Annotated in this window: 18 protein-coding genes; 8 read left to right on the plus strand and 10 right to left on the minus strand. The window is 70.9% G+C overall.

From position 1 onward, the window contains the following. Positions 1 to 4: 4 nt before the first annotated feature. Positions 5 to 430, minus strand: a complete 426-nt coding sequence (locus AB0C33_RS42895) for a DNA-binding protein (protein WP_358298907.1) — start codon at positions 428 to 430, stop codon at positions 5 to 7. A 153-nt stretch (positions 431 to 583) separates the two neighbouring features. Between AB0C33_RS42895 and AB0C33_RS42900 the strand changes: the two genes are divergently transcribed. Further along, entirely contained in the window at positions 584 to 1,750 is a 1,167-nt protein-coding gene (locus AB0C33_RS42900; protein WP_358298909.1) for an erythromycin esterase family protein, read from the plus strand. A gap of 81 nt (positions 1,751 to 1,831) precedes the next feature. On the opposite strand, the gene AB0C33_RS42905 is transcribed toward AB0C33_RS42900, so the two are convergent. After that, entirely contained in the window at positions 1,832 to 4,201 is a 2,370-nt protein-coding gene (locus AB0C33_RS42905; protein ID WP_358298911.1) for a hypothetical protein, read from the minus strand. Between the two features lie 252 nt (positions 4,202 to 4,453). Here AB0C33_RS42905 and AB0C33_RS42910 point away from each other — a divergent pair, with 252 nt between their 5' ends. Beyond that, positions 4,454 to 5,263, plus strand: a complete 810-nt coding sequence (locus AB0C33_RS42910; RefSeq protein ID WP_358298914.1) for a metalloregulator ArsR/SmtB family transcription factor — start codon at positions 4,454 to 4,456, stop codon at positions 5,261 to 5,263. 61 nt (positions 5,264 to 5,324) lie between these two features. On the opposite strand, the gene AB0C33_RS42915 is transcribed toward AB0C33_RS42910, so the two are convergent. After that, positions 5,325 to 6,932 carry a beta-N-acetylhexosaminidase gene (locus AB0C33_RS42915; protein WP_358298916.1) on the minus strand — a complete coding sequence of 536 codons (1,608 nt, stop codon included), beginning with the start codon at positions 6,930 to 6,932 and terminating at the stop codon, positions 5,325 to 5,327. Then, positions 6,929 to 8,173, minus strand: a complete 1,245-nt coding sequence (locus tag AB0C33_RS42920) for a Gfo/Idh/MocA family oxidoreductase (protein ID WP_358298918.1) — start codon at positions 8,171 to 8,173, stop codon at positions 6,929 to 6,931. The genes AB0C33_RS42915 and AB0C33_RS42920 overlap by 4 nt, the downstream gene beginning before the upstream one ends. 141 nt (positions 8,174 to 8,314) lie before the next feature. Here AB0C33_RS42920 and AB0C33_RS42925 point away from each other — a divergent pair, with 141 nt between their 5' ends. Both AB0C33_RS42925 and AB0C33_RS42930 read left to right on the plus strand, forming a co-directional pair. Beyond that, positions 8,315 to 9,487 carry an ROK family transcriptional regulator gene (locus tag AB0C33_RS42925; protein ID WP_358298920.1) on the plus strand — a complete coding sequence of 391 codons (1,173 nt, stop codon included), beginning with the start codon at positions 8,315 to 8,317 and terminating at the stop codon, positions 9,485 to 9,487. 245 nt (positions 9,488 to 9,732) lie between these two features. Continuing rightward, positions 9,733 to 10,245 carry an RICIN domain-containing protein gene (locus AB0C33_RS42930; protein WP_358298922.1) on the plus strand — a complete coding sequence of 171 codons (513 nt, stop codon included), beginning with the start codon at positions 9,733 to 9,735 and terminating at the stop codon, positions 10,243 to 10,245. 19 nt (positions 10,246 to 10,264) lie between these two features. Here AB0C33_RS42930 and AB0C33_RS42935 read toward each other — a convergent pair whose 3' ends face one another. After that, a complete protein-coding gene (locus AB0C33_RS42935) occupies positions 10,265 to 11,719 on the minus strand; it encodes a response regulator transcription factor (RefSeq protein WP_358298924.1) in 1,455 nt (484 codons plus the stop codon). A gap of 67 nt (positions 11,720 to 11,786) precedes the next feature. On the opposite strand from AB0C33_RS42935, the gene AB0C33_RS42940 reads away from it, so the two are divergent. Beyond that, positions 11,787 to 12,998, plus strand: a complete 1,212-nt coding sequence (locus tag AB0C33_RS42940; protein WP_358298926.1) for a GNAT family N-acetyltransferase — start codon at positions 11,787 to 11,789, stop codon at positions 12,996 to 12,998. A 95-nt stretch (positions 12,999 to 13,093) separates the two neighbouring features. On the opposite strand, the gene AB0C33_RS42945 is transcribed toward AB0C33_RS42940, so the two are convergent. Beyond that, a complete protein-coding gene (locus AB0C33_RS42945; protein WP_358298928.1) occupies positions 13,094 to 13,666 on the minus strand; it encodes a DUF305 domain-containing protein in 573 nt (190 codons plus the stop codon). Positions 13,667 to 13,930: 264 nt separating this feature from the next. Between AB0C33_RS42945 and AB0C33_RS42950 the strand changes: the two genes are divergently transcribed. Together AB0C33_RS42950 and AB0C33_RS42955 are read left to right on the plus strand one after the other, a co-directional pair. After that, positions 13,931 to 14,473, plus strand: coding sequence for a hypothetical protein (locus tag AB0C33_RS42950; RefSeq protein WP_358298930.1), 543 nt, complete (start codon positions 13,931 to 13,933; stop codon positions 14,471 to 14,473). Between the two features lie 135 nt (positions 14,474 to 14,608). Next, the gene (locus AB0C33_RS42955) at positions 14,609 to 15,064 is read left to right on the plus strand and encodes a hypothetical protein (protein WP_358298932.1); all 456 of its coding nucleotides are present in this window, start codon (positions 14,609 to 14,611) and stop codon (positions 15,062 to 15,064) included. 119 nt (positions 15,065 to 15,183) lie between these two features. Here AB0C33_RS42955 and AB0C33_RS42960 read toward each other — a convergent pair whose 3' ends face one another. The 3 genes from AB0C33_RS42960 to AB0C33_RS42970 all read right to left on the minus strand — a co-directional run bounded on the left by AB0C33_RS42960 (position 15,184) and on the right by AB0C33_RS42970 (position 18,412). After that, complete coding sequence (locus AB0C33_RS42960; RefSeq protein WP_358298934.1) at positions 15,184 to 16,365, minus strand: RNA ligase RtcB family protein; 1,182 nt, start codon at positions 16,363 to 16,365, stop codon at positions 15,184 to 15,186. Positions 16,366 to 16,543: 178 nt separating this feature from the next. Then, entirely contained in the window at positions 16,544 to 17,734 is a 1,191-nt protein-coding gene (locus AB0C33_RS42965; RefSeq protein WP_358298936.1) for a serpin family protein, read from the minus strand. A 258-nt stretch (positions 17,735 to 17,992) separates the two neighbouring features. Further along, complete coding sequence (locus AB0C33_RS42970) at positions 17,993 to 18,412, minus strand: RNA-binding S4 domain-containing protein (RefSeq protein WP_358298938.1); 420 nt, start codon at positions 18,410 to 18,412, stop codon at positions 17,993 to 17,995. A 235-nt stretch (positions 18,413 to 18,647) separates the two neighbouring features. On the opposite strand from AB0C33_RS42970, the gene AB0C33_RS42975 reads away from it, so the two are divergent. After that, positions 18,648 to 19,019 (plus strand): hypothetical protein, encoded by a 372-nt coding sequence (locus AB0C33_RS42975; protein WP_358298940.1) that lies wholly within the window; start codon positions 18,648 to 18,650, stop codon positions 19,017 to 19,019. Positions 19,020 to 19,122: 103 nt separating this feature from the next. Here the strand turns inward: AB0C33_RS42975 and AB0C33_RS42980 are convergent, their stop codons facing one another. Further along, positions 19,123 to 19,428 carry a hypothetical protein gene (locus tag AB0C33_RS42980; RefSeq protein WP_358298942.1) on the minus strand — a complete coding sequence of 102 codons (306 nt, stop codon included), beginning with the start codon at positions 19,426 to 19,428 and terminating at the stop codon, positions 19,123 to 19,125. Positions 19,429 to 19,538 lie beyond the last annotated feature (110 nt).

Below are 19,538 nucleotides of genomic sequence, written 5' to 3' on the forward strand. Positions count from 1 at the left end.
CGGCCTAGTCGAGAGCCGTCGCCGACCGTTCGGCGAGCCGTTCGTGGCGTTGCCGGGCGGCCTGCGCGGTGCCGAGACCGAGCCCGAAGGCGATCTCCTGCCAGGTCATGCCGCGGCCACGGGCCATCGCCAGCAGCCCGGCCTCCAGCGCGTCCAGCTCTCCGCGAACCAGCGGGACGAGGCTCAACGCCGCGGTGATGTCGGCCTGATCCACCTCCGGCTCGTCGTCGTCGAGCTGCGCGGCCCCGCTGAGCAGGAACGACACCAGCCTGACGGCCTCGTGCGGCCCGATGACCGACGGGTGCGCCTGCCTGAGCCGCTGCTCGTCGGTGGCCGCGTGCCGCTCGGCGATCCGGAACAGGGACGCGTGCACCCGCCGGGCGCGCGCCTGCTCGGGGTCCGGCGGGGAGAAGGGGTGTTCGATCGACATGGAGGAAACGATGTCGCGGGAACCGATTGATGTCAACAGCTTGTTTTGAACGAACTGTTCAACACGTGAAGTGCCGATTGAAGGTTCAAGAGGGCTGAGCCGGTATTCCGGCGGCAAAGATTACACCGAAAGTTCAACGCTAGCGTTGAAGGCATGGATATCAAGGACATCGCCTGGCCGGTCGATGGCGCGGGTGTCTCGGCGTTCCTGGGAACGCTGCCCGCCCGGCCGCTGCTGCTCGGCCTCGGTGAGGCCCGGCACTTCGTGGGGGAACTGGGCGAGCTGCGCAACGAGATCTTCCGGCACCTCGTCGAGTACGAGGGCTACCGGTCGTTCGCCGTCGAGAGCGACTGCCTCAAGGGCCTCCTGGTGGACGACTACGTCACGACCGGCGCCGGCGCCCTCGACGACGTCATGGACCGCGGCTTCAGCCACGGTTTCGGCGCCCTGCCGGCCAACCGTGAGCTCGTCCGCTGGATGCGCGCCCACAACGAGGAGCACGACGAGAAACTGCGCTTCTTCGGCGTCGACGGCCCGCTGGAGTACTGGGCGGCGAGCCCGCGCGAGGCGCTCACCGGCCTCTACCACCTGCTCGACGGCCCGCTCCCCGCCGCGGTGGTGACCAGGGAGACCCTCGACACGCTGCTGGGCCCGGACGACCGCTGGTCCGACGAGGCCACGGCCATGGACCCGGCGAAGTCGATCGGCCAGTCCGCCGACGCCCAGCGGCTGCGGGTGATCGCCGACGACCTGGCGGCGCTGCTCGACACGCAGTCGCCGCAACTCGGCGCGCGGGACAGGGAGCGCGCGCACCTGTACGCGCGCACCGTCACCGGCCTGCTGCGCTACCACCACTGGATGGCCGACGCCTCCCCGGCACGCTGGACCCGGCTGTCGGCCCTGCGGGACGCGATGATGGCGGCCAACCTGCGTGCCGTCGCCGAGCACGGCCCGGCCCTGGTCTTCTCCTCCAACCTGCACCTCCAGCGCCACAAGACGTTCATGCCGTTCGGCGACCAGCGGCTGGAGTGGTGGAGCGCGGGGGCGATCGCCGCCGCCCATCTGGGCGACCGGTACGCCTACCTGGCCTCCGCCTTCGGCGCGACCGGCGACGACACCCCGCCGCCGGACACCGTCGAGGGCGTGTTGTCCGCGCTCCCGTGGGACCACGCGGTGATCGACGCCCGCCGCCTGGCCGGGATGGTCGCCGACCCGGAGCGGCGCGTGTCCCAGGATTTCGCCTACTTCCCGCTCGACCCGTCCCAGCTCGGCACGATCGACGGCGTCGTCTTCCTCAAGCAGGTCGGCGCCTGGGGGTGACCGTCCGGAGGGCGGACAGCACGATGGTCCCTCCCCGCGGGGAGGGACCATCAGGTTGACGCGGATGGGAAGAGGGACGACCTACTCGGAGGTCTCCCAGGGCATCGGCATGTCGCCCATCTCCCGGTAGGAACGTTCCATGTACGGGTCGTCCATCATGTCCTCAGGCTGAGGCTCGTAGGACTCGTCCATGGACTGGCCCATGTCCCGCTCGTTCTTGTCCGCGTGCTCCGGGACGCATCCCGATTCGGCGGTCCTGCCGTCGTACGGCATCCCGCCCGGCGGGCACTGGTGGTCGTAGCCGTGGTCGTACCGCTGGTCGTACCCGTGGTCGTGACCGTGGTGACGGCCGTGGCCGTGGTGGTGCGGCTTCTTGCCGGGCCGGCAGTGGCGGTCCTTCTTGCCCGGCCGGCACGGGTGGTGCGGGTTCTTCGACTTCTGCACGACCCGGATGGTCGCCGTCGCCGGAGCGGAGGTCAGGCCGTCCGCTTTCGCCACGGCGGTGTTGGTGACGGTGAAGCGGCAGCCCTTCCGGCAGTCCTTCTTGCCGCCGGGACGGCTCGGCACGACGAAGACGCCCGTGCACGTGGTGGTCTCGCCCGGCTCCAGAGTGGTGGTCCGGCAGACGATGTTCGTCACCCGGTTGTCGTCGATCCGGAGGTTCTCCACCGTCTCGTCAGAGTTGTTCCTGACCTCGTAGCGGTAGGTGACCCGCTCGCCCGGCCGGTACGTGCGGGTGTCGTCCACGGTCTTCTCCAGCAGGAGCGTCCCGCGCTCGCCCATGACGTCGATGGTGGCCTCCGACGGCGGCGAGCTCACCTCCGTGTCGTCGATCAGGCCCACCGCGGTGGCGGTGTTGGTGACCGAGCCGTGGGCGGCGTCCTCTTCGGTGACCGTGTAGGTGCCCGTGCAGGACGTGGACTCGCCGGGCTCCAGGGTGGTGGTCTCGCAGACGATGTCCGACACCCGGTTGTCGTCGATCCGCAGGTCGGTCACGATCTCGTCGAACGTGTTCCGCACGACGTAGCGGTAGGTGACCCGGTCGCCGGGGCGGTACGTGCGGGAGTCGTCGACGCGCTTGTCCAGCTCCAGCATCCCGCGCTCGTCCGTGACGCCGATGGTGACCTCGGACGGCGGCGAGCTGACCTCGTTGCCGTCGGCCCGGCCCATCGCGGTGGCGACGTTGGTCACCGAGCCGCGCTCGGCGTCCTCCTCCGTGACCGTGTACGAGCCGCGGCAGATGACCCGCTCGCCCACGTTCAAGGTGGTCTGCGGGCAGGTGACCTCTTCGACGACGTCGTCGTCCACCATCAGGTCGGCGATGTTCATGTTGCCGGTGTTGGTGACCACGTACTCGTAGGGCACCTCAGTGCCCACCGGCACCGGGTCGGGCAGGTCGGCGTCCTCGGCGACGCGCTTCCTGAGCGACAGCTCAGGCCGCTCGGCCACCGGACGGACGACCACGTTCCGGATCAGGTGCACATCGGTGAACAGACCGGTGGACGCACCGAAGCCGAACTTGTAGGTCTCCGGGACCGGCTGCGGCGCGGGCAGGGACAGCACCTCCTGCATCCCGTTGCCGTCGTTGAAGTCGATCGAGACGGTGACCTCGGGGTTCGGCGCCGGAGTGATCCGGACGTTGACCGTGCGCTTCGACTCCTCCAGCACGGCCTGCGCCGCCCGCGGGTCGTTGGGCACGGTCCGCGTGGGCCCCTGCAGGTCGCCCGGCAGCGTCGAGGGCCACGGCCCGGTCGTGGTGAAGTTGCTGGTGGTGGCGGTCAGGAAGCAGTAGCCCGCGGTGCCGTTGCCGGGCCCGCGCACCGTCACCATGTTCGGCCCGGGAGCCGGGACGCGGAACCCGGTGCCGGCCGGTGAGCGCTCGGCGCAGGTGCGGCCCCGCTGCTCCCAGTCCCCGAAGTAGTTGCCGAGGACGTCCAGGCCGACGCCGATGTAGCCCTGGTTGACCCCCGGCTCGAACGGGTTCGCCGGGTCGTCGTCGGGCAGCTTCTGGGCGTAGCCGAGGCTGCCGCCGAACGCGCCTGGACGGTCCAGCGAGGCTTCCCCGTTGATCAGGAAGAAGGAGATGCCGTCCGCGGGCACCGCCGTGGTGTTGCCGTACTGCCACTGCTCGAACGTCACGTCCAGGCCCTCTTCGGCCGGGATCGGCTCGTTGTAGAGGGCGGCCGCCGTCTGGTCCAGATCGGCGCTGGTGAGCTGGAGGTAGCCGTACGGGGCTGCTCCGGTCGGCGGGACGGGGCCCGTCGCGTTGGCGGGGCAGCCCCCGAGCGGATGGTCGCCGGGCCCGGCGGGCGGAGCCGCCGGCGCGCCGGTCAGGCAGGCCGATCCCACGCCGATGAACTGCGGGATCGCGGTGGCCCCGGTGAAGTCCTCCTCGACCAGCGGAACCGGCTGCGCGGCTGCTGGACGGGCAGGTTGAAGCGCGACAGACACCGCGCTCAGAAGGAGCATGGTGGAAATGGCCGCACGTTTAGGGCCAGATGAGCTGTTTCCCGGCCCCGCAGGGCCAGATCGTATCTTCACGAATACTGAAGGTAACCATGCGCACTTGTGAACAGCTCGATCGACATAGCAAATGATCAACCAGGAATGACTACAGGGATTCCGGGTTGCGGGGGCAGCGCGTTCGGCCTGGTCCCGGCGGGCTTTGACAATAGGCAGGTAAATACCTGCATAATGGACGGCGTGAGCCCCGAAGCGACAGCCGTGGATCTCGTCTTCAAGGCGCTGGCCGACCCCACCCGGCGCCTCCTGCTCGACCGACTGCGCGAGCACAACGGCCAGACGCTGCGCGAACTGTGCGAACGCCTGGACATGGCCCGCCAGTCGGCGACCCAGCATCTCAACGTGCTTGAGCAGGCCGCCCTCGTCACCGTCGTCCGGCGCGGACGGGAACGGCTCCACTACCTCAACCCGGCGCCCATCCACGAGATCCAGGAGCGCTGGATCTCGGAGTTCGACCGGCCCCGGCTGCGAGCGATCAACGCCATCAAGAACCAGGCAGAGGAGTACGCCATGAGCGACGCACCCACGTCCGTGCCGACCTACGTCTACGTCACCTACATCCGCGCGAGCGCCGAGCAGGTCTGGCGGGCCCTGACGGACGCGGACCTGACGGCGCGCTACTGGGGACACGCCAACGTCTCGGACTGGCGGCCGGGCTCGCCCTGGGAGCACCGGCGCGCCGACGGGTCGGACGTGGTCGACGTCGTCGGCGAGGTGATCGAGGCCGAGCCCCCGGCCCGCCTGGTCGTCACCTTCGACGACGCCGCCGGCACGGAACCGGCGCGGAAGGCGTCGGTCGTCACCTTCCTCATCGAGCCGCACCAGGACATCGTCCGGCTCACCGTGACCCACGAGGACCTGCCCAACCAGGCGATGCACGACGGGATCGCGCAGGGCTGGCCGGCCGTCCTGGCCAACCTCAAGTCGCTGCTGGAGACCGGCGAGGTCCTCCCGCAGGCGCCGTGGGAGATGCACCGGGCACACGCCTGACGCCCACGGCTCCTGGCCCTGCTCTGAGGCCGGCGCCGCCCTCGGCACGGGGACGCGCGGTTCAGAGACGCAGGTTCGACGTCCAGCGGGCGAGCTGGGCGTCGATCTCCGCTCTGGTCCGGGGGTGACCGGGGGCGTCCGGACGGCGCTGCCAGGGGTGCGGCCCGGCCGCCGGCCGGTACTCCACGCCCAGGGCGTCAAGACGTCTCTCGTGCACGGCGAGCCGCGCCAGGAAGTCCGCGAAGTCGCGCTCGCCGCTCCACATCGCCTCGGCGAAGGCGGCCAGCCGCGGGAAGGCCATGTAGTCGAGCAGCCGGGGGGAGTCGATGTGCTCGGTCCACAGAGCGGCCTGCGCGCCGAGAATCCGGTCGCGCTCCTCTGCGTCCAGGCCGGCGGGGACGGGGTCGAAGGCGTGCACCGCCCGCAGGGACGTCACGCTGCCGATCGGCACCGGCTCCTGGTCGCCGTCGGCCTGGCGGAAGTCCAGGTACGTCTCGCTGAACGGCGAGACGACCACGTCGTGACCGGCCCGCACGGCCAGCACCGCGCACTTGTCGCCGCGCCAGGCCGCGACGGTGACGCCGGGCGGCAGGCCGCCTTCCAGGAGCTCGTCCCAGCCGAGCGGGCTGCGCCCGCGGGACAGCAGGTAGTCGGTGAAGTGGCGCATGAGCCAGGTCTGCAGCTCGTCGGCGTCGTGCAGGCCGAGCTCCCGGATGCGCTCCTTGGCCGGGACGCTCTCGTTCCACTGGGTCTTCGGCACCTCGTCGCCGCCGACGCAGACGTACCGGCCGGGGAAGAGCTCCAGGACCTCGTCCAGGACGTCGGTGAAGAAGGCGATCGTGTCGTCGGCGACGTTGAGCACGTTCTCGCCGACCCCCCACTCGGTGCGGACCGGCAGGCGGTCGTCGAGGTTGCCGAGCTCGGGATAGGCGGCGATGGCGGCCTGCGTGTGGCCGGGCAGGTCGATCTCCGGCACGACCGTGACGAACCGGTCGGCGGCGTAGGAGACGATCTCGCGGATGTCGTCCTGGCTGTAGAAGCCGCCGTGCGGGCGCCCGTCGAAGCGCTGGTGCCGCGCGGCGCCCACCGGTGACTCGTGCCGCCACGCGCCGACCTCCGTGAGCCTGGGGTACTTCCTGATCTCCAGCCGCCAGCCCTGGTCGTCGGTCAGGTGCAGGTGCAGGACGTTGAGCTTGTGCGCGGCCAGCAGGTCGATGTACCGCAGCAGGTCGTTCTTCGGCAGGAAGTGCCTGGCCACGTCGATGAGGCAGCCACGCCAGCCGTATCGCGGAGCGTCGGTGATCTCCGTCGCGGGGATGCTCCACGTCCTGTCCCCGGTGCGTCCGGCCCGGAAGGCGGCGGGGTCGAGCAGCTGGCGCAGGGTCTGCGCCCCATAGAAGGCGCCGGCCGGGCCCGTCGCCTCGATCAGCACCGACTCGGTCGTGGCGGTGAGCCGGTACTCCTCGGGCCCGAGGCCCGCGACGAGCCGGATCTCCACCCCGCCGGGCCCCTCGGGGAGCGGCAGGCCGGTGGCCGGGGTGAGGGCCTCGCGAAGCCATTCCGCGGCCCTGGCCAGCGCCGGGTCGGCGGACAGCGGGGTCGTGGCGGTGAAGGTGAACCGGCCCTCGCCGGGCGTGCGGCGGGCGGGGGCCGGGATCGTCGCGTTCACAGGGCCTGCACGGTGCGGGTCTCGCGGGCGCGCTCGGCGGCCCAGACGACCAGGTGCCCGGCCAGGGCCTCGGCCGGGCCGGCGCCCAGCGGCGCCTGGTCCCCGGCGGCGACGGCGTCGATGAACGCCTTGGTGAGACCCCCGTCGCCGCCGCCGTGGCCGTCGGCGAGCGACGCGCCCGCCGTCGTCTGGGTGTCGATCCGCTCCTCGGCGCCGGTCACGAAGTCGACGACCCTGATCTCGCGCCCGTCGCCCTCGGCGTACCCGCGGGTGCCGAAGATCCGGGTCCTGCGGTGCTCCAGCGGCGTGAACGCCGTCATGGTGAACGACACGGTCGCGCCCTTCGCGAACTCCAGCGTGACGACCTGCTGGTCGACCACGTCGTTGTCGCAGTCGTAGACGCAGCGGCCGTACGGGCCGGTCTCCAGCGCGTGCGTGACGCCCGCCACGGTGGCGTCGGACGTGACGGCGCCGAGCGGCCAGAACTCCCGGCGCGGGTCGCCCAGGCAGCTCAGGTAGAGACGCTTGGCGGAGTAGGCGCAGTCGGGCTCGACGGCGCAGCTCACGCAACGCGTGCTCGCGCCCTCGGGCCGGTTCTCCGGCCGGAAGTGGGTCAGCGAGCCGAAGGACGACACCGCGACCGGCTGCTCGCCGAGGATGTGGAGCAACCAGTCGATGTCATGACAGGACTTGGTCAGCAGCATCGGCCCCGATTCGGCCGCGTTCCGCCAGGCGCCCCGCACGAAGGAGTGGGCCATGTGCCACCAGCCCACCGGCTCCAGGTGCTGCACGCTGGAGATCGTGCCCAGCCTGCCGCTGTCCAGCAGCTCCTTGAACGCCCTGGTGTAGGCCGTGTAGCGGAGCACGTGACAGACCGCGAACAGCACGCCGTTGCGCTCGACCGCCTCGACGATCCGGCGAGCCTCCGGCTCAGTCGGCGCCATGGGCTTCTCCAGCAAGATGGCGTAACCGAGGTCGGCGAAGGCCACGGCCGGCTCGACGTGCAAGCGGTCCTGGGTCGCGATGACCACGGCGTCCGCGAGCTTCGGCACGGCGGCCAGCTCGTCCCATCCGGCGAAGCAGGCGCTGTCCGGCAGGTCGTGGTCGGCGGCCACCTTGGCCCGCCGGGCCGGGTCCGGGTCGGCGACTGCCACGATGCGGGCCCGGCCGTCCGCGGCGGCGGCCCTGGCGTAGATCTGGCCGCGCGATCCGGCCCCGACGATGGCTATGGTCACTGTCATTTCGCAAACTCCTTTATGAAGGTCTCCATAGATAGTCACGAGAATGACCTTGCCGTCAAGCCTCTTCTCGCCGGGCACATGCAGCTAGAAGTGGGGATGGGCCAAAGGGATATAGTTCAGAGACCAGTGATAGTGAGGAGTGTGACCGTGCAGGTCAGTGGTGGCGACCTTCAGCGGCTACGCCAGCTGAACTCCCTGAGCAGCATCCGCGCCCTGCGGGAGGCGCGCGAGCCGCTGACGCTCACCGAGCTGTCCGCCCGCACCGGGTTGTCACGGGCCTCCGTCGTGGACGTCGTCACGGATCTGGAGCAGCGCGGCTGGATCGCCGAGGTGCCGCCCGCGCCGGGCGCCATGGGCCGGCCCGCCAAGCGCTACCGGTTCCGTAGCGACGCGGGGCACGTGCTCGGCATCGACGTGGGCGTGCACAAGGTGCTGGCCGTGGTCACCGACCTGGCCGGCCGGATCGTGGCCAGCGGGCGGGTCGCCGTCGACCGGCACACCGCCCAGCGGGAGCGGCTGGAGGCGGTGTGGCGGGCCGTCGACGCCGCGCTCGTCGCCGCCGGGCTGAGCGCGTCCGACATGTGGGGCGTCACCGCGGGCAGCACCGGCGTCGTCAACCGCGAGGGGCTCGTCACCATGGTCAACGACCTGCCCGACTGGCCCGGCGTCGACCTCGTCGGTCATCTCGGGCAGCGGCTGGCCTGCCCGATCACCATCGAGAACGACAGCAAGCTGGCCGCGCTCGCCGAGCAGCGGCTCGGGGTGGCCGCGGGCGTCCAGCACCTCGTCTACCTGCACGTCGGCCGCCGGCCCGGCGCAGCGCTGATCATCGACGGGCGCCTGTACCACGGGTTCAGCGGGGCCACCGGCGAGGTCGGGCTCATGGAGATCACGGGCTGGAGCACCATGGCCGGGCGGCTGGAGAGCGGCCCGGCGGCCGAGGGCGCCGCGCCCGAGGAGGCCGCCCGGCACGTCTTCGGCGCGGCCCGGGCCGGCGACCTGGAGGCCCAGGCCGCGGTCGACGCGTACGCCCGCCATCTCGCGCTCGGCACCGCCGCGATGGTGCTGACGCTCGACCCCGAGCTGGTCGTGCTCGGCGGCGGGTTCTCCCGCTCGGCCGACGTCCTGCTGCCCGCGCTGCGCCGGGCGCTCGAACCTCACTGTGTACGCGTTCCCGACATCCGGCCCTCGACGCTCGGCGAGGAGTGCGTCGCCCTGGGCGGAGCCTGTCTGGCCCTGGACCACGTGGACGATCGATTCTTCTCCCTGGAGGGTTCCATCTCCAGCCCCGCCGCTCCGCAGCGACCCTCCTGACCTGCTCTTCTCGTGGACTCCACGAGAAGCCCGTCGCTGACCTCCCGGGCGGATTCGGAGGGTTTCGACACCGGCCAGTGATGCGTCACCTTTCCGCCAGATCACTTTCCGCTGTCAGTCGATTACGTTCTGTATGCATTGCTCATGGTCGTCACCGGCCCCCGAGCCGGTCGATCGTCTCGTGTGGGCTCGCCCGCCGTCCGAGGCCCGTGCCGGCCCACCCACCGCATCAGTGGAGGTAACCCATGCCCGCCAGCCCCGTCGCCCGCCTGATGGCCGCGTCCGCCGTCGTCCTGGTGGCCGCCGCCGTCGCCCCCGCCTCGACGGCCCACGCCGCCCAGGCCGGCCCGCCGGTGTGCCTGGACGCCACCAACAGCCGCGCGGACAACACCAACGTGCGCCTGTGGACGTGCCTGGACCATCCCAACCAGAAGTGGGTGATCCAGGGCGGCCAGATCAAGGTCGAGGACACCGTAGGCAGCGGCCGGGAGGTCTGCCTGGACGCCACCAACAGCCGCGCCAACAACACCAACGTGCGCCTGTGGACGTGCCTGAACCATCCCAACCAGAAGTGGGTGCTCCAGAACGGTCACATCAAGGTCGAGGACACCGTAGGCACCGGCCGGGAGGTCTGCCTGGACGCCACCAACAGCCGCGCCAACAACACCGTGGTGCGGTTGTGGACCTGCCTGAACCATCCCAACCAGAAGTGGGTCGTCCAGGGCGGCCAGGTCAAGGTCGAGGACACCCTGACCTGACCCCGGGGCTGCTTCCAGGTCACCGCCGGGTCGGGGAGGATCCCGCCAGTCCCTCGCGGAACGCGATGGCCGCCGCCTCGGTACGGGTGGCCGCGCCCAGTTTCGCCAGGATGTGGGAGACGTGCACGCCCGCCGTGCTGGGCGAGATGTGCAGCCGGGCGGCGATCTGCCGGTTGCTCAACCCGTCGGCGATCAGGACGAGCACGTCGCGCTCGCGCTCGGTGAGCCCGTCCTGCGCCGGTCGGGGCCGTCCGAGCAGGGCGATCTCCCTGGCGAGCGGCGCGGCGCCCAGCTCGTCGGCCAGCCGCGCGGCCTCCCTGAGGCGGGCGGCTCCGCCGGGCCGGTCGCCCGCCGTCAGCGCGGCCCGCGCGCCGTGGAACAGGCTCAGCGCCAGCTCGTACGGCTGTCCCAGATCCCGCCAGGCAGCCGCCACGCCGTCCCAGCCGGCGTCCCAGCCGGCGTCCCAGTCGGCGTTCCAGTCGGCGTCCTCGACGAGCGCGCGCAGCATGGCCTGCCAGGCCCGGTCGAACGGCCCGTCCACGCCGAGCATCGCATCGGCCGCGGCGAGCTCGGCCCGGCGGGCCGCGACCCGCTCGCGGGGCGCGCCGCGGGCCAGCCGCACCTGCTGCACCAGGGCGCCGGCGACCAGGACCGGCCGGGCGTCGCTGCTGTAGATCCGGGTGAGCGCCGGATCGGCCAGCGCCCGCTCCAGCAGCAGGTCGGCCCGCTCCGGGTCGCCCTGGGCGACGGCGAGCAGGCAGAACAACTGGTGGCGGGAGAACAGGCCGCCGCTCCCGGCGTGCCCGGTCACGGCCACGGCGGCGGCGTCGGCGGCGGTGGCCAGGTCCCCGCGCAGCAGCGCCAGGTAGCCGGCCAGGACGCGCAGCGCCAGGCGCGACAGCGGCGGCGGATCCTGCTGGAGGCTCTCCTCCAGCAGGGCGGCGGCCTCGTCCCATCGCCCGGCCAGGATCAGGCCGCGCGCGGCGTAGCGGGCCAGCTCGGCGCCACGGCTGCGGCCGAGCCCGTACCGGCGGGCGTGACGGATGCCGCCGCGGGCCGCCTCCACGGCGCGGTGCTGGTCGCCGGCCTTGGTGTGCAGCGTGGCCTCGTACATCGGGACGGTCATGAGCAGGTCGTGGCTGTCCAGCCGCTCGGCCAGCGTGCGGGCCTCGGCCAGCATCGCGAGGTCGCTCGTCATGGACCCGACGCCCAGCAGCCCGCGGATCGTGACCGTGGCGTCGCCGGTGCGCCGGCCGACGGCCAGCGCCTCCACGAACAGGTCGCGGGCCCGGTCCACCTCCGGCAGCAGGCCCATGGCCAGCACCCCGAGCAGCCGCCCCCGCCGGACGCTGTCGGGAGCGGCGGCCAGCAGGTCAAGGGCGTGTTCCCAGTCGCGGTCGAGGGCGTCGGCCAGGGCCGACAGCTCCTCACCCCAGCCGACGAACATGGGACTGACCACGCGCTCCGCCACCACGGCGTCAGCATATAAATACCCGGATCTCCCGATGTGCGGCCCGTGTTTACCCGGCCAGGCTCGAAGCATGACGACCACCTACCCCCTGCGGACCATCCACGCCCACGAACTCGACGCCTGGGCCCGCATGATCACCACCACCTACGGCCAGGACTGGTACGAGGGCGGCCTCCGCAACGCGGCCACCTCCATCGAGCCCGAACGCACGATCGCCGCCTACGACGGCCCGGAGATCGTCGGCGGCGCCTCGATCTACGGCCGGGTCATGACGGTCCCCGGCGCGGCCGTCCCCGTCGCCGGCATCACGCTCGTCGCGGTCCTGCCCACGCACCGGCGTCGCGGCATCCTCACCGCGATGATGCGCAAGCAGCTCACCGACCTGCACGAGTCGGGCGGCGAGCCGATCACCGCGCTCAACGCCGCCGAGGCCACCATCTACGGCCGGTTCGGGTACGGCGTCGCCAGCCACGTGGCCGAGACCCAGGCGGACAAGAGACTCATGGCCCTGCGGCCCGGCACCGACCTCGGCGACGGCACGATCCGCCTGCTCGCCCGTCAGGACGCCCGGCCGCTGCTGGAGAAGGTCTACGACACCGCCCGCCGCGGCGCGGTCGGCTGGGTGGACCGTGCGGAGAAGTTCTGGCAGGCCCGCCTGGCGGACGGCGAACGCGTCCGCGGCGGCGGGACGGAGCTGCGCTTCGCGGTGCACACCGAGCCAGGCGGCGAGGCCACCGGGTACGTCCTCTACCGCTCCAGGCCCGGGTTGGTGCAGGTCATCGAGGTCGTGGCCACCAGCAGGCAGTCCTACGCCGCTCTGTGGCGCTTCCTCATCGACCTCGACGCGCACGCCGGCCTCACCTACGATGGCGCCGTCGACGAACCGCTGACGCACCTGCTGACCGACCCGCGCCACCACGATCGACAACCTCTGGGTGCGCCTGGTGGACGTCGACCGGGCGCTGGCGGCCCGCCGCTACTCGACCCCCTGGACCTGGTCCTGGAGGTCCAGGACCCGTTCTGCCCCTGGAACGCCGGACGCCACCGCCTGCGGGCCGACGGCGACTCCGTCACCTGCGAACGCACCCGGGCCCAGGCCGACCTGCGGCTGACGTCCGCCGAACTGGGGGCGGCCTACCTGGGCGGCACCACACTGTCGTCGCTGGCGGCGGCGGGCCGGGTCGAGGAACTGCGGCCGGGCGCGGTCACCGCCGCCTCGCTCGCCTTCCGCGGGGAGCGCGCGCCTTTCCACCCGTCGGGCTGGGCCTTCCCCGCCTTCTGACGTCGCGCCTTTTCACCCGTCGGGCTGGGCGTTCCCCGTCTTCTTCGCGGCCCGCGCCGTCCCTTCCCCTCGCCGGCCGAGCGGTCGGGGTGCCGTCAGGACGTGCCGGTGGTGGGCGTCATGCCGGACATGTGCGGCCCTGGTGTCATCTCAGACATGTGTGGCTCTGGCGTCATGTCGGGCATGCCGGGCATTTGTGGGATGCAGGGCATGCTCTGCTCCCCGAACCACTGGACCAGGTACCGCCGCATCGTGGCGACCTCGGCCCGCTGGTCGTCGCGCACCTTGCGGGCGAAGGCGGCGACCTCGGGATGCACCGCCTCACCCTGCACGAGGAGCTGCTGCGACATCATGATCGCCATCATGTGGTGCGGGATCATGTGCTGCAGGAACGCCTTGTCGAGCTGATTCCCCGAGAGCCCCGACAGGTCGGGCATCGTGGTCCCGCTCGGGCTCGGCGCCGGGCTCTGCGGGTACCACTGCAGCAGCCAGCCCTTCATCCGAGCGACCTCGGCGGTCTGCGTCGTGACGATCGACTGCCCGAGCCGCCGCATCTCCGGCCTGCTGGACCGCTGCAGCTGCCGGGCCGCGGCGATGGCGTCCTCGTGGTGCGGGACCATCTGCGACAGGTAGTCGTACTCGCTGGTCACGGCATGCATCTGCCCCATGCCGGGGCACGTGGGCTGCGTTCCTGCAGGGCTCGGGGACGGCATCGGCGAAGATGCCATGGCCGTCGCAGTGGCCCCTGACGCGGCTGATCCGGTGGTGATGGCGGCCAGGAATGCCCCTGCGGCCATCGCTGTCTTCGCGGAGCGTCGCTTCATGCGTACCCCCAACGCCGATTCGACACCTACTCCAACGGTAACCCGCCCCTGGAATGTCACCGCATACGCCCGTACGGCACGAAGTTTCGACCTTATGATGATCGACCTATGCGGGGAAAAATCGTGATACTTGCGGTCTTATTGTTGACGGGCTGTTCGACGAACGAGCCGAAGGACTGGCTGCTCAAGGATCCGGGCCGCTGGCCGCTGGCGTCATTGCCGGCCGCGGCCTCCAAATCGGGCATGCCGGACGGGGCGGACAAAGTGCTGGCGCGGATCCAGGTCGGCGAATACGACATGGTCCCCTGGATCAGCAACAAGGGCGTGTGCGGGCTCGCCGACCAGGGATCCTCCAGCGTGCTTTTCAACATGAGCCAGGATCTGACCAAGTCCGAGGGCAACGTCATCACCGCGGAAGAGGGCTTCGCCGGGCCCAAGGAACCCATGGTCGGCACCAGTTCGGAGAGCACCGTGACCCTGTGGTGCACCCCCACCCGGATGTTCGTCACCGTCCAGGCAAAAAAGCTCGGAAAGGTGCAGCTCTACGGAAACGCGGCGGCAAAGAAGACCGACGAAAAACTGACGGTCGTGGTGGGCACGCCGGAGGCGGTCAAGCAGTCACTCCCAGACGCGACCCTGATCGGTCGCTAGCCCCGTGTTTCCACAGGCCGGCACCGGAGCCAACCCCTCCGTCCCCGCCCGCCTGAACAGATACTCAACAGATCCTCAACACCGCCGCCGTCAACCTCGACCACAGATCCGAGCCATGCGAAGGGAGACGCGCAAATGACGCACATCCTCGGGAACGCCGCGGCCACGCTCGCCGGGGCCGGCCTGACACTCGCCCTGCTGACCTCCGCCGCGCACGCCACCACGGCCGCTCCGGCGCAAAGCGTCAAATCCAGCTGCACGATGAGCGATGGCGAGAAGGCGTACTTCGAGCTGAAGTACCGGACGACCGGCGGGTACCACCGCATCTCCGACATCATCTACCGCTGGAGCTCCGAGGCGCCGACCCGACTGAAGACCGCACACCTCAACCTGATGGTCGAACGCCGCGGCAAGGACGAAAAGGTCTACGGGAAGACGTTTCGCGAGAAGAAGGCACTCTACGACGTCTCCTACGACGTCATCCTCGACCTCAAGGTCCCGGCCAGGAAGAAGCTCTACTTCGCCGTGGACGCCACGTTCGTGAGGAAGGGCAACACGCTGCGCTGCACGGGGCGCACTTCCAGTGTCTGACGCCTCCCGATCGCGCACCGACCCCACTCGAACTCCCGCAGCCGGACCACTCGCCGAAAGCCCGCCGGCACAGGGAGGCCGCCTGCCAGGCGGTGCGGCAGCCGGCAGGCGGACGACGTTCACGGCCGCCCCCGCTTGCGGCGGTCCTTTCGGGAGTCCGGTCCGAGGTCGGGTGTCTTGTAGGTGACCAGGGGGATCGTGGTGGCCACGGGCGTGGCCAGTCCGTGGTCGACGAGGTCGCTGATCACCTGCTCGATGCGCTTGTAGGCCGTGGGCGCCTCCTCGAAGAGAAGCTGGCGGTCGCCGCACACCACCACCGACCCCACCGGCGTGCGGCGCAGCTCTTCGACTGTGTGCTTGGCCCGGCCGCGGCGCAGGGCGTCCGCGCGCGACATCTTGCGGCCCGCGCCGTGCGCCACGGAATGGCCGGCGTCCGGACCGGCGTGGGCGGCCACGAGATAGGACGGGGTGCCGCGGGTGCCGGCGATGAGCACGTCGCGGCCGTCGCCCGGCGCCGCTCCCTTGCGGTGCAGGTAGCCGCCGTCGCGGAGTTCGACCAGGTTGTGGCACTGGTCGAGGATCGGCTCGGCAGGCTCGAACCCCAGCGCGTGCGCGACCCGGGCGGCCAGCAGCCGCCGGTTGAGCGACCCCCACCGTACGGCCTGGTCGTGCCTGGCCAGGTAGGCGGCGGGGTCGGGGGCGGGGCCCGCGCCGTGGACCTCGGTGTGCTCGCGCAGGATCCGTTCGCCCAGCCCCCGTGAACCGCTGTGGACGACGAGGACCAGGTCACCGGCGTCGAGGCCGAGCCGAGCGGCATGGCCCGGTTCGAAGACGGTCCCGATCCGGGCCAGCTCGACGAAGTGGTTGCCGCGGCCGACCGTCCCGAGGCCCTCGACGTGACCGGCGGGGATGTCGTCCTTCATGACGGCCCAGGCGGGATCGTCGGCATCACGCTCGGGATCCAGCGCACGATCGAGGTCGGGAAAGCGGGCGGCGAGCCTCTCGGGCACGGCGCGCTTGAGCCTCACCGGGAACACGGCGATGCCGCACCCGATGTCGGAGCCCACCAGGAACGGGTACAGGACGGCCGACGCCATGGCGGCCCCGACGGGCGCGCCCTTGCCGGGGTGCAGGTCAGGCATGGCGGCGACGTGCGTCATGCCGTCGAGAGCGGCCACCTGACGGCACTGCGCGACGGCGTCGGACTCGATCCAGCTGGTGGGCGAGGCGAACACGGTGACGGTGGCCCCCGTGACCGGAGCGGACGGGGCCGGGTGTCGCTGAGACTGTTGCTGAGACAAAGACGTTCTCTTCCCTGCAGAAGGGCATGGACAGGCGGCATCACGACGCGTACCGGCGTCGCGGCATCACCAAGGGCGGGGTGTCTTCCGTCAGAGCCTCATGGGCATCACGCTCTCGAACCCCCGCCATCCCAGGCAACCGATTTTCGGTCCGGCGCAGGCAAGGGCGACGCGGTCCTCAGCCAGACCAGGCTTCGGCTTCGGCGACCCAGCCGGCGGCCATGACGAGCCGGCTCCGGCGGTCAACCGCGAGGAACCCGAAGGGACGGCTGAATTCGAGGTCGACGTGTCTGACGCGGTACCGGGACGGCGGGGCCATTCCGCCCCCGACGGCGCCGAAGGCGGTGATCGCGGCGGCTTCGAATCCGGCGGAGTGGAAGGCGGCGACGACATTCTGCCGGGCCTGGGTGACGGCGAGCGGCTGGGTGCTGATGCCCGGGAAGTGTCCGCGGGTCGGGTTGGTCACCGTTGCCAGGCCGAAGACCTCGGGCAACTCCAGGAGGTCGTGCGTGGCGGCGATGGTGAAACGCGGGATTTTGACGTTCAGCACGTCCTCAGGGACGTGGTCGCGAACGTGGCGGACAGTCATCCCGGGGCCCGGACAGCCCGCAGCCAGAACACCGGCCGGCGTGGCGAGATGACGCCCGTCCAGCACATCGACCCCGGCGCCGAGAACCTGCCCGGGTCCCATCGAGCCGTCACCCAGCACCAGATGGACGTCGATCCCACCGGTACCCATGACTCGAAGCAAGGTCAGCCGGCCGGCCGGCGTGTCGGCGACCCCAGCCCGGTCGAGTAGGCGGGTGCTGCGGCGTAAGACATGGATCTCACGTCCGGCCCACGGGCCGCCCTCGTACAGGCCGACGCCGTCGGTGAACGGCCGCAGCCACGCGGTGCGCACGGTCAGCGCCATGGCCAGGACGAGCAGCACGCGGTCGCTCAGCTGGAGGGGCATGCTGTCGATCAGCCCGCCGGTCTGCTCCTTGGCCCAGGTGTCGAGCCGGAGCCGGTCCGCGGCCGGGTCTGCGGTCAGTTCGCCGTGCATGCCTGCGGGAAGCGTGCTGAGCCAGTCCCGACGTAGCGGCAGGTCCGGCCGGGACCACAAGCCCAGCGCCGACCGTACCGCCGTGGACTCGCCCATGATCGACAGCACGACTCGGGCCGCCTGGGACGCGGTGGCGGCGTCCACCCCCACGGCCTCCTGCAGTTCCGCGCGCCCCCCTCCTCCGGCGGCTGACGCGAGATGAGCCAGCAACGGCCAGGCGCCTGCGCCGGCCATCACGACGGATCCCCCCGAACAGGTCTGTACCCACCGGGCGGTCAGTGCGTTGGCCGCGGTCACCGCGGCGTGCTGCTGCTGCCAGTTCATGCGGGCGACCGTACAAGATCGAAGTCCTGGACGAGAACCGTTCGAGCGCTCTGAGCGGATGCGGTCAGTCCGTCGTGACCGAGGAGCGGGCTACGGTGGGCTCGCGCGATGCCGTCGAGGACACCAGCCGGCCCTGGCAGCGGCTTCCAGCACCTCTGTGGGGACCTCGCCGCATCCGTGCGAGCGCACCGCCGCGTTGTCGGGATGCCGCACAGGCGCGGTTGCCTCCGTGCATCCGGCACGGCGGGACCTCTGTGGTCAGTCCGGGCGTGCCCGGCCGCTCCGTCGCTCCTCCTCCACCACCGGGCGCGCGAGCAGCTTGTCGAGGCTGCGGCGTTCGCGTTTGGTGGGACGCCCCGCGCCACGAGCCCGGACGGCCACCGTCACGGTCTCCTCGCGGGGAGGGGGCGGAGGGCTCTTGTCGACGTAGCACTCGGCGGCCACGGCGGCGCCGACGCGCTTGGTGATGGCACGGGAGACAACCACGATGCGTTCGCGCCCGTCATGCCGCAGCCGGATCTCGTCTCCGACCCGTACGGCGTGCGCAGGCTTGACCCGCACCCCGTTGACCCGGACGTGACCGCCCCGGCAGGCGTCGGCCGCGATCGAACGGGTCTTGGTGAGCCGTACCGACCAGATCCAGCTGTCCACCCGCACACTCAGCTGCTCACCCACCACCCCGACACTGTACTGAGAACCCCGCACCGCCGACATCCACGCCTTGCCGCATTCACCCCGTGCCAGGCAGAGCTCGCAGCACGCCTGGGTCAGCCGTGCCTCAGCTGGGCCCGCTCGACGTACCCAGGAACGTCCGGATCACGGGCCCAGGCGGCTCCTGCGGTGGGCGTGGTCGGCCGTTAAGATCCGCTTCTGGTGAGGTACGTCCGAGGCTGCGCCTGTCAGAAGGAGCACAATGGCCGCACACGAGCACCCGCTCACGGATCTCGAACAGCGCCTGTTGGCCATCGCGCACGAGCACGGATTCATCCTGCTCCGCGAGCCCGTGCAGTACTACTGTGAGTTGAAACGCGACCACGCCATCATCTATCTCGATCGGCAGCGGAGCGGGAGAAACGTCATCGCTGTCTTCCTGCACCCCGAGACCGACCTGTCACGACTTCCGGCGGAGGCGGGATTAGGGATTCCTGACGCGCCCAAGCATTCCGATGGCATGCGTCACTTTCCCAAGAAGGTCAACAAAGGCAAGCGGCCGTCCACCTACGGCTATCCGATCACCTGCGCGGATCTCACAGCATTTGGCCGGCTCCTCGCCTCTCTGACATAGAGGCGTCCTTCGGTTATCCCGCCGGGGCAGGCGCAGCGCTCGGAGGACTTCCCGAGCACCGGAGCCTTCTACGCGTTCAATCGGCGGTTCTGTCGCGACCGCTTCATGCCGTGACGAGCGGCCAGAGTTGCACTCGGTAGAGATCGACCTCGACGATGTCGGCGGGAAAGTCGGGCTCCTCGGGGTTGGACAGAACCCTGTTCAGCACGCGAGCCGACCAGGCGCTGTCACGCTCGCCCGTGTCGAACTCGACGTACTCATCCCACTCCTCCGCGAAATGCTGAGCAATGCCGATGAGGCCGGTTCCCAGGTGGAAGCGGCCTTCCCACAGACGATCCCAGGCAGGGAGCAGGCCCGGCTCGGCGTCCCAGAGTTCGTAGCGGACGTGGATCGGGCCGCCGGGAGGCACGGCGCCGGCGATGTCGACGCCGTTGGGCCCTGCTCCGATCCTGGGGAGCGCCCACCCCTCCCAAGTCCTGCCCTGGGCGAGGGCTGCCTGTGGGCATGCCGTCCGCCACC

The organism is Nonomuraea sp. NPDC048881 (assembly GCF_040649795.1).
In the GTDB taxonomy this organism is placed as follows: Bacteria; Actinomycetota; Actinomycetes; order Streptosporangiales; family Streptosporangiaceae; genus Nonomuraea.

Excerpts from the sequence above, each read along its gene's own strand:
- AB0C33_RS42895 (WP_358298907.1), bottom strand. The coding sequence starts at position 430 with ATGTCGATCGAACACCCCTTCTCCCCGCCGGACCCCGAGCAGGCGCGC.
- AB0C33_RS42900 (WP_358298909.1), top strand. The coding sequence starts at position 584 with ATGGATATCAAGGACATCGCCTGGCCGGTCGATGGCGCGGGTGTCTCG.
- AB0C33_RS42920 (WP_358298918.1), bottom strand. The coding sequence starts at position 8,173 with ATGACAGTGACCATAGCCATCGTCGGGGCCGGATCGCGCGGCCAGATC.
- AB0C33_RS42930 (WP_358298922.1), top strand. The coding sequence starts at position 9,733 with ATGCCCGCCAGCCCCGTCGCCCGCCTGATGGCCGCGTCCGCCGTCGTC.
- AB0C33_RS42940 (WP_358298926.1), top strand. The coding sequence starts at position 11,787 with ATGACGACCACCTACCCCCTGCGGACCATCCACGCCCACGAACTCGAC.
- AB0C33_RS42945 (WP_358298928.1), bottom strand. The coding sequence starts at position 13,666 with ATGGGGCAGATGCATGCCGTGACCAGCGAGTACGACTACCTGTCGCAG.
- AB0C33_RS42950 (WP_358298930.1), top strand. The coding sequence starts at position 13,931 with ATGCGGGGAAAAATCGTGATACTTGCGGTCTTATTGTTGACGGGCTGT.
- AB0C33_RS42955 (WP_358298932.1), top strand. The coding sequence starts at position 14,609 with ATGACGCACATCCTCGGGAACGCCGCGGCCACGCTCGCCGGGGCCGGC.
- AB0C33_RS42965 (WP_358298936.1), bottom strand. The coding sequence starts at position 17,734 with ATGAACTGGCAGCAGCAGCACGCCGCGGTGACCGCGGCCAACGCACTG.
- AB0C33_RS42975 (WP_358298940.1), top strand. The coding sequence starts at position 18,648 with ATGGCCGCACACGAGCACCCGCTCACGGATCTCGAACAGCGCCTGTTG.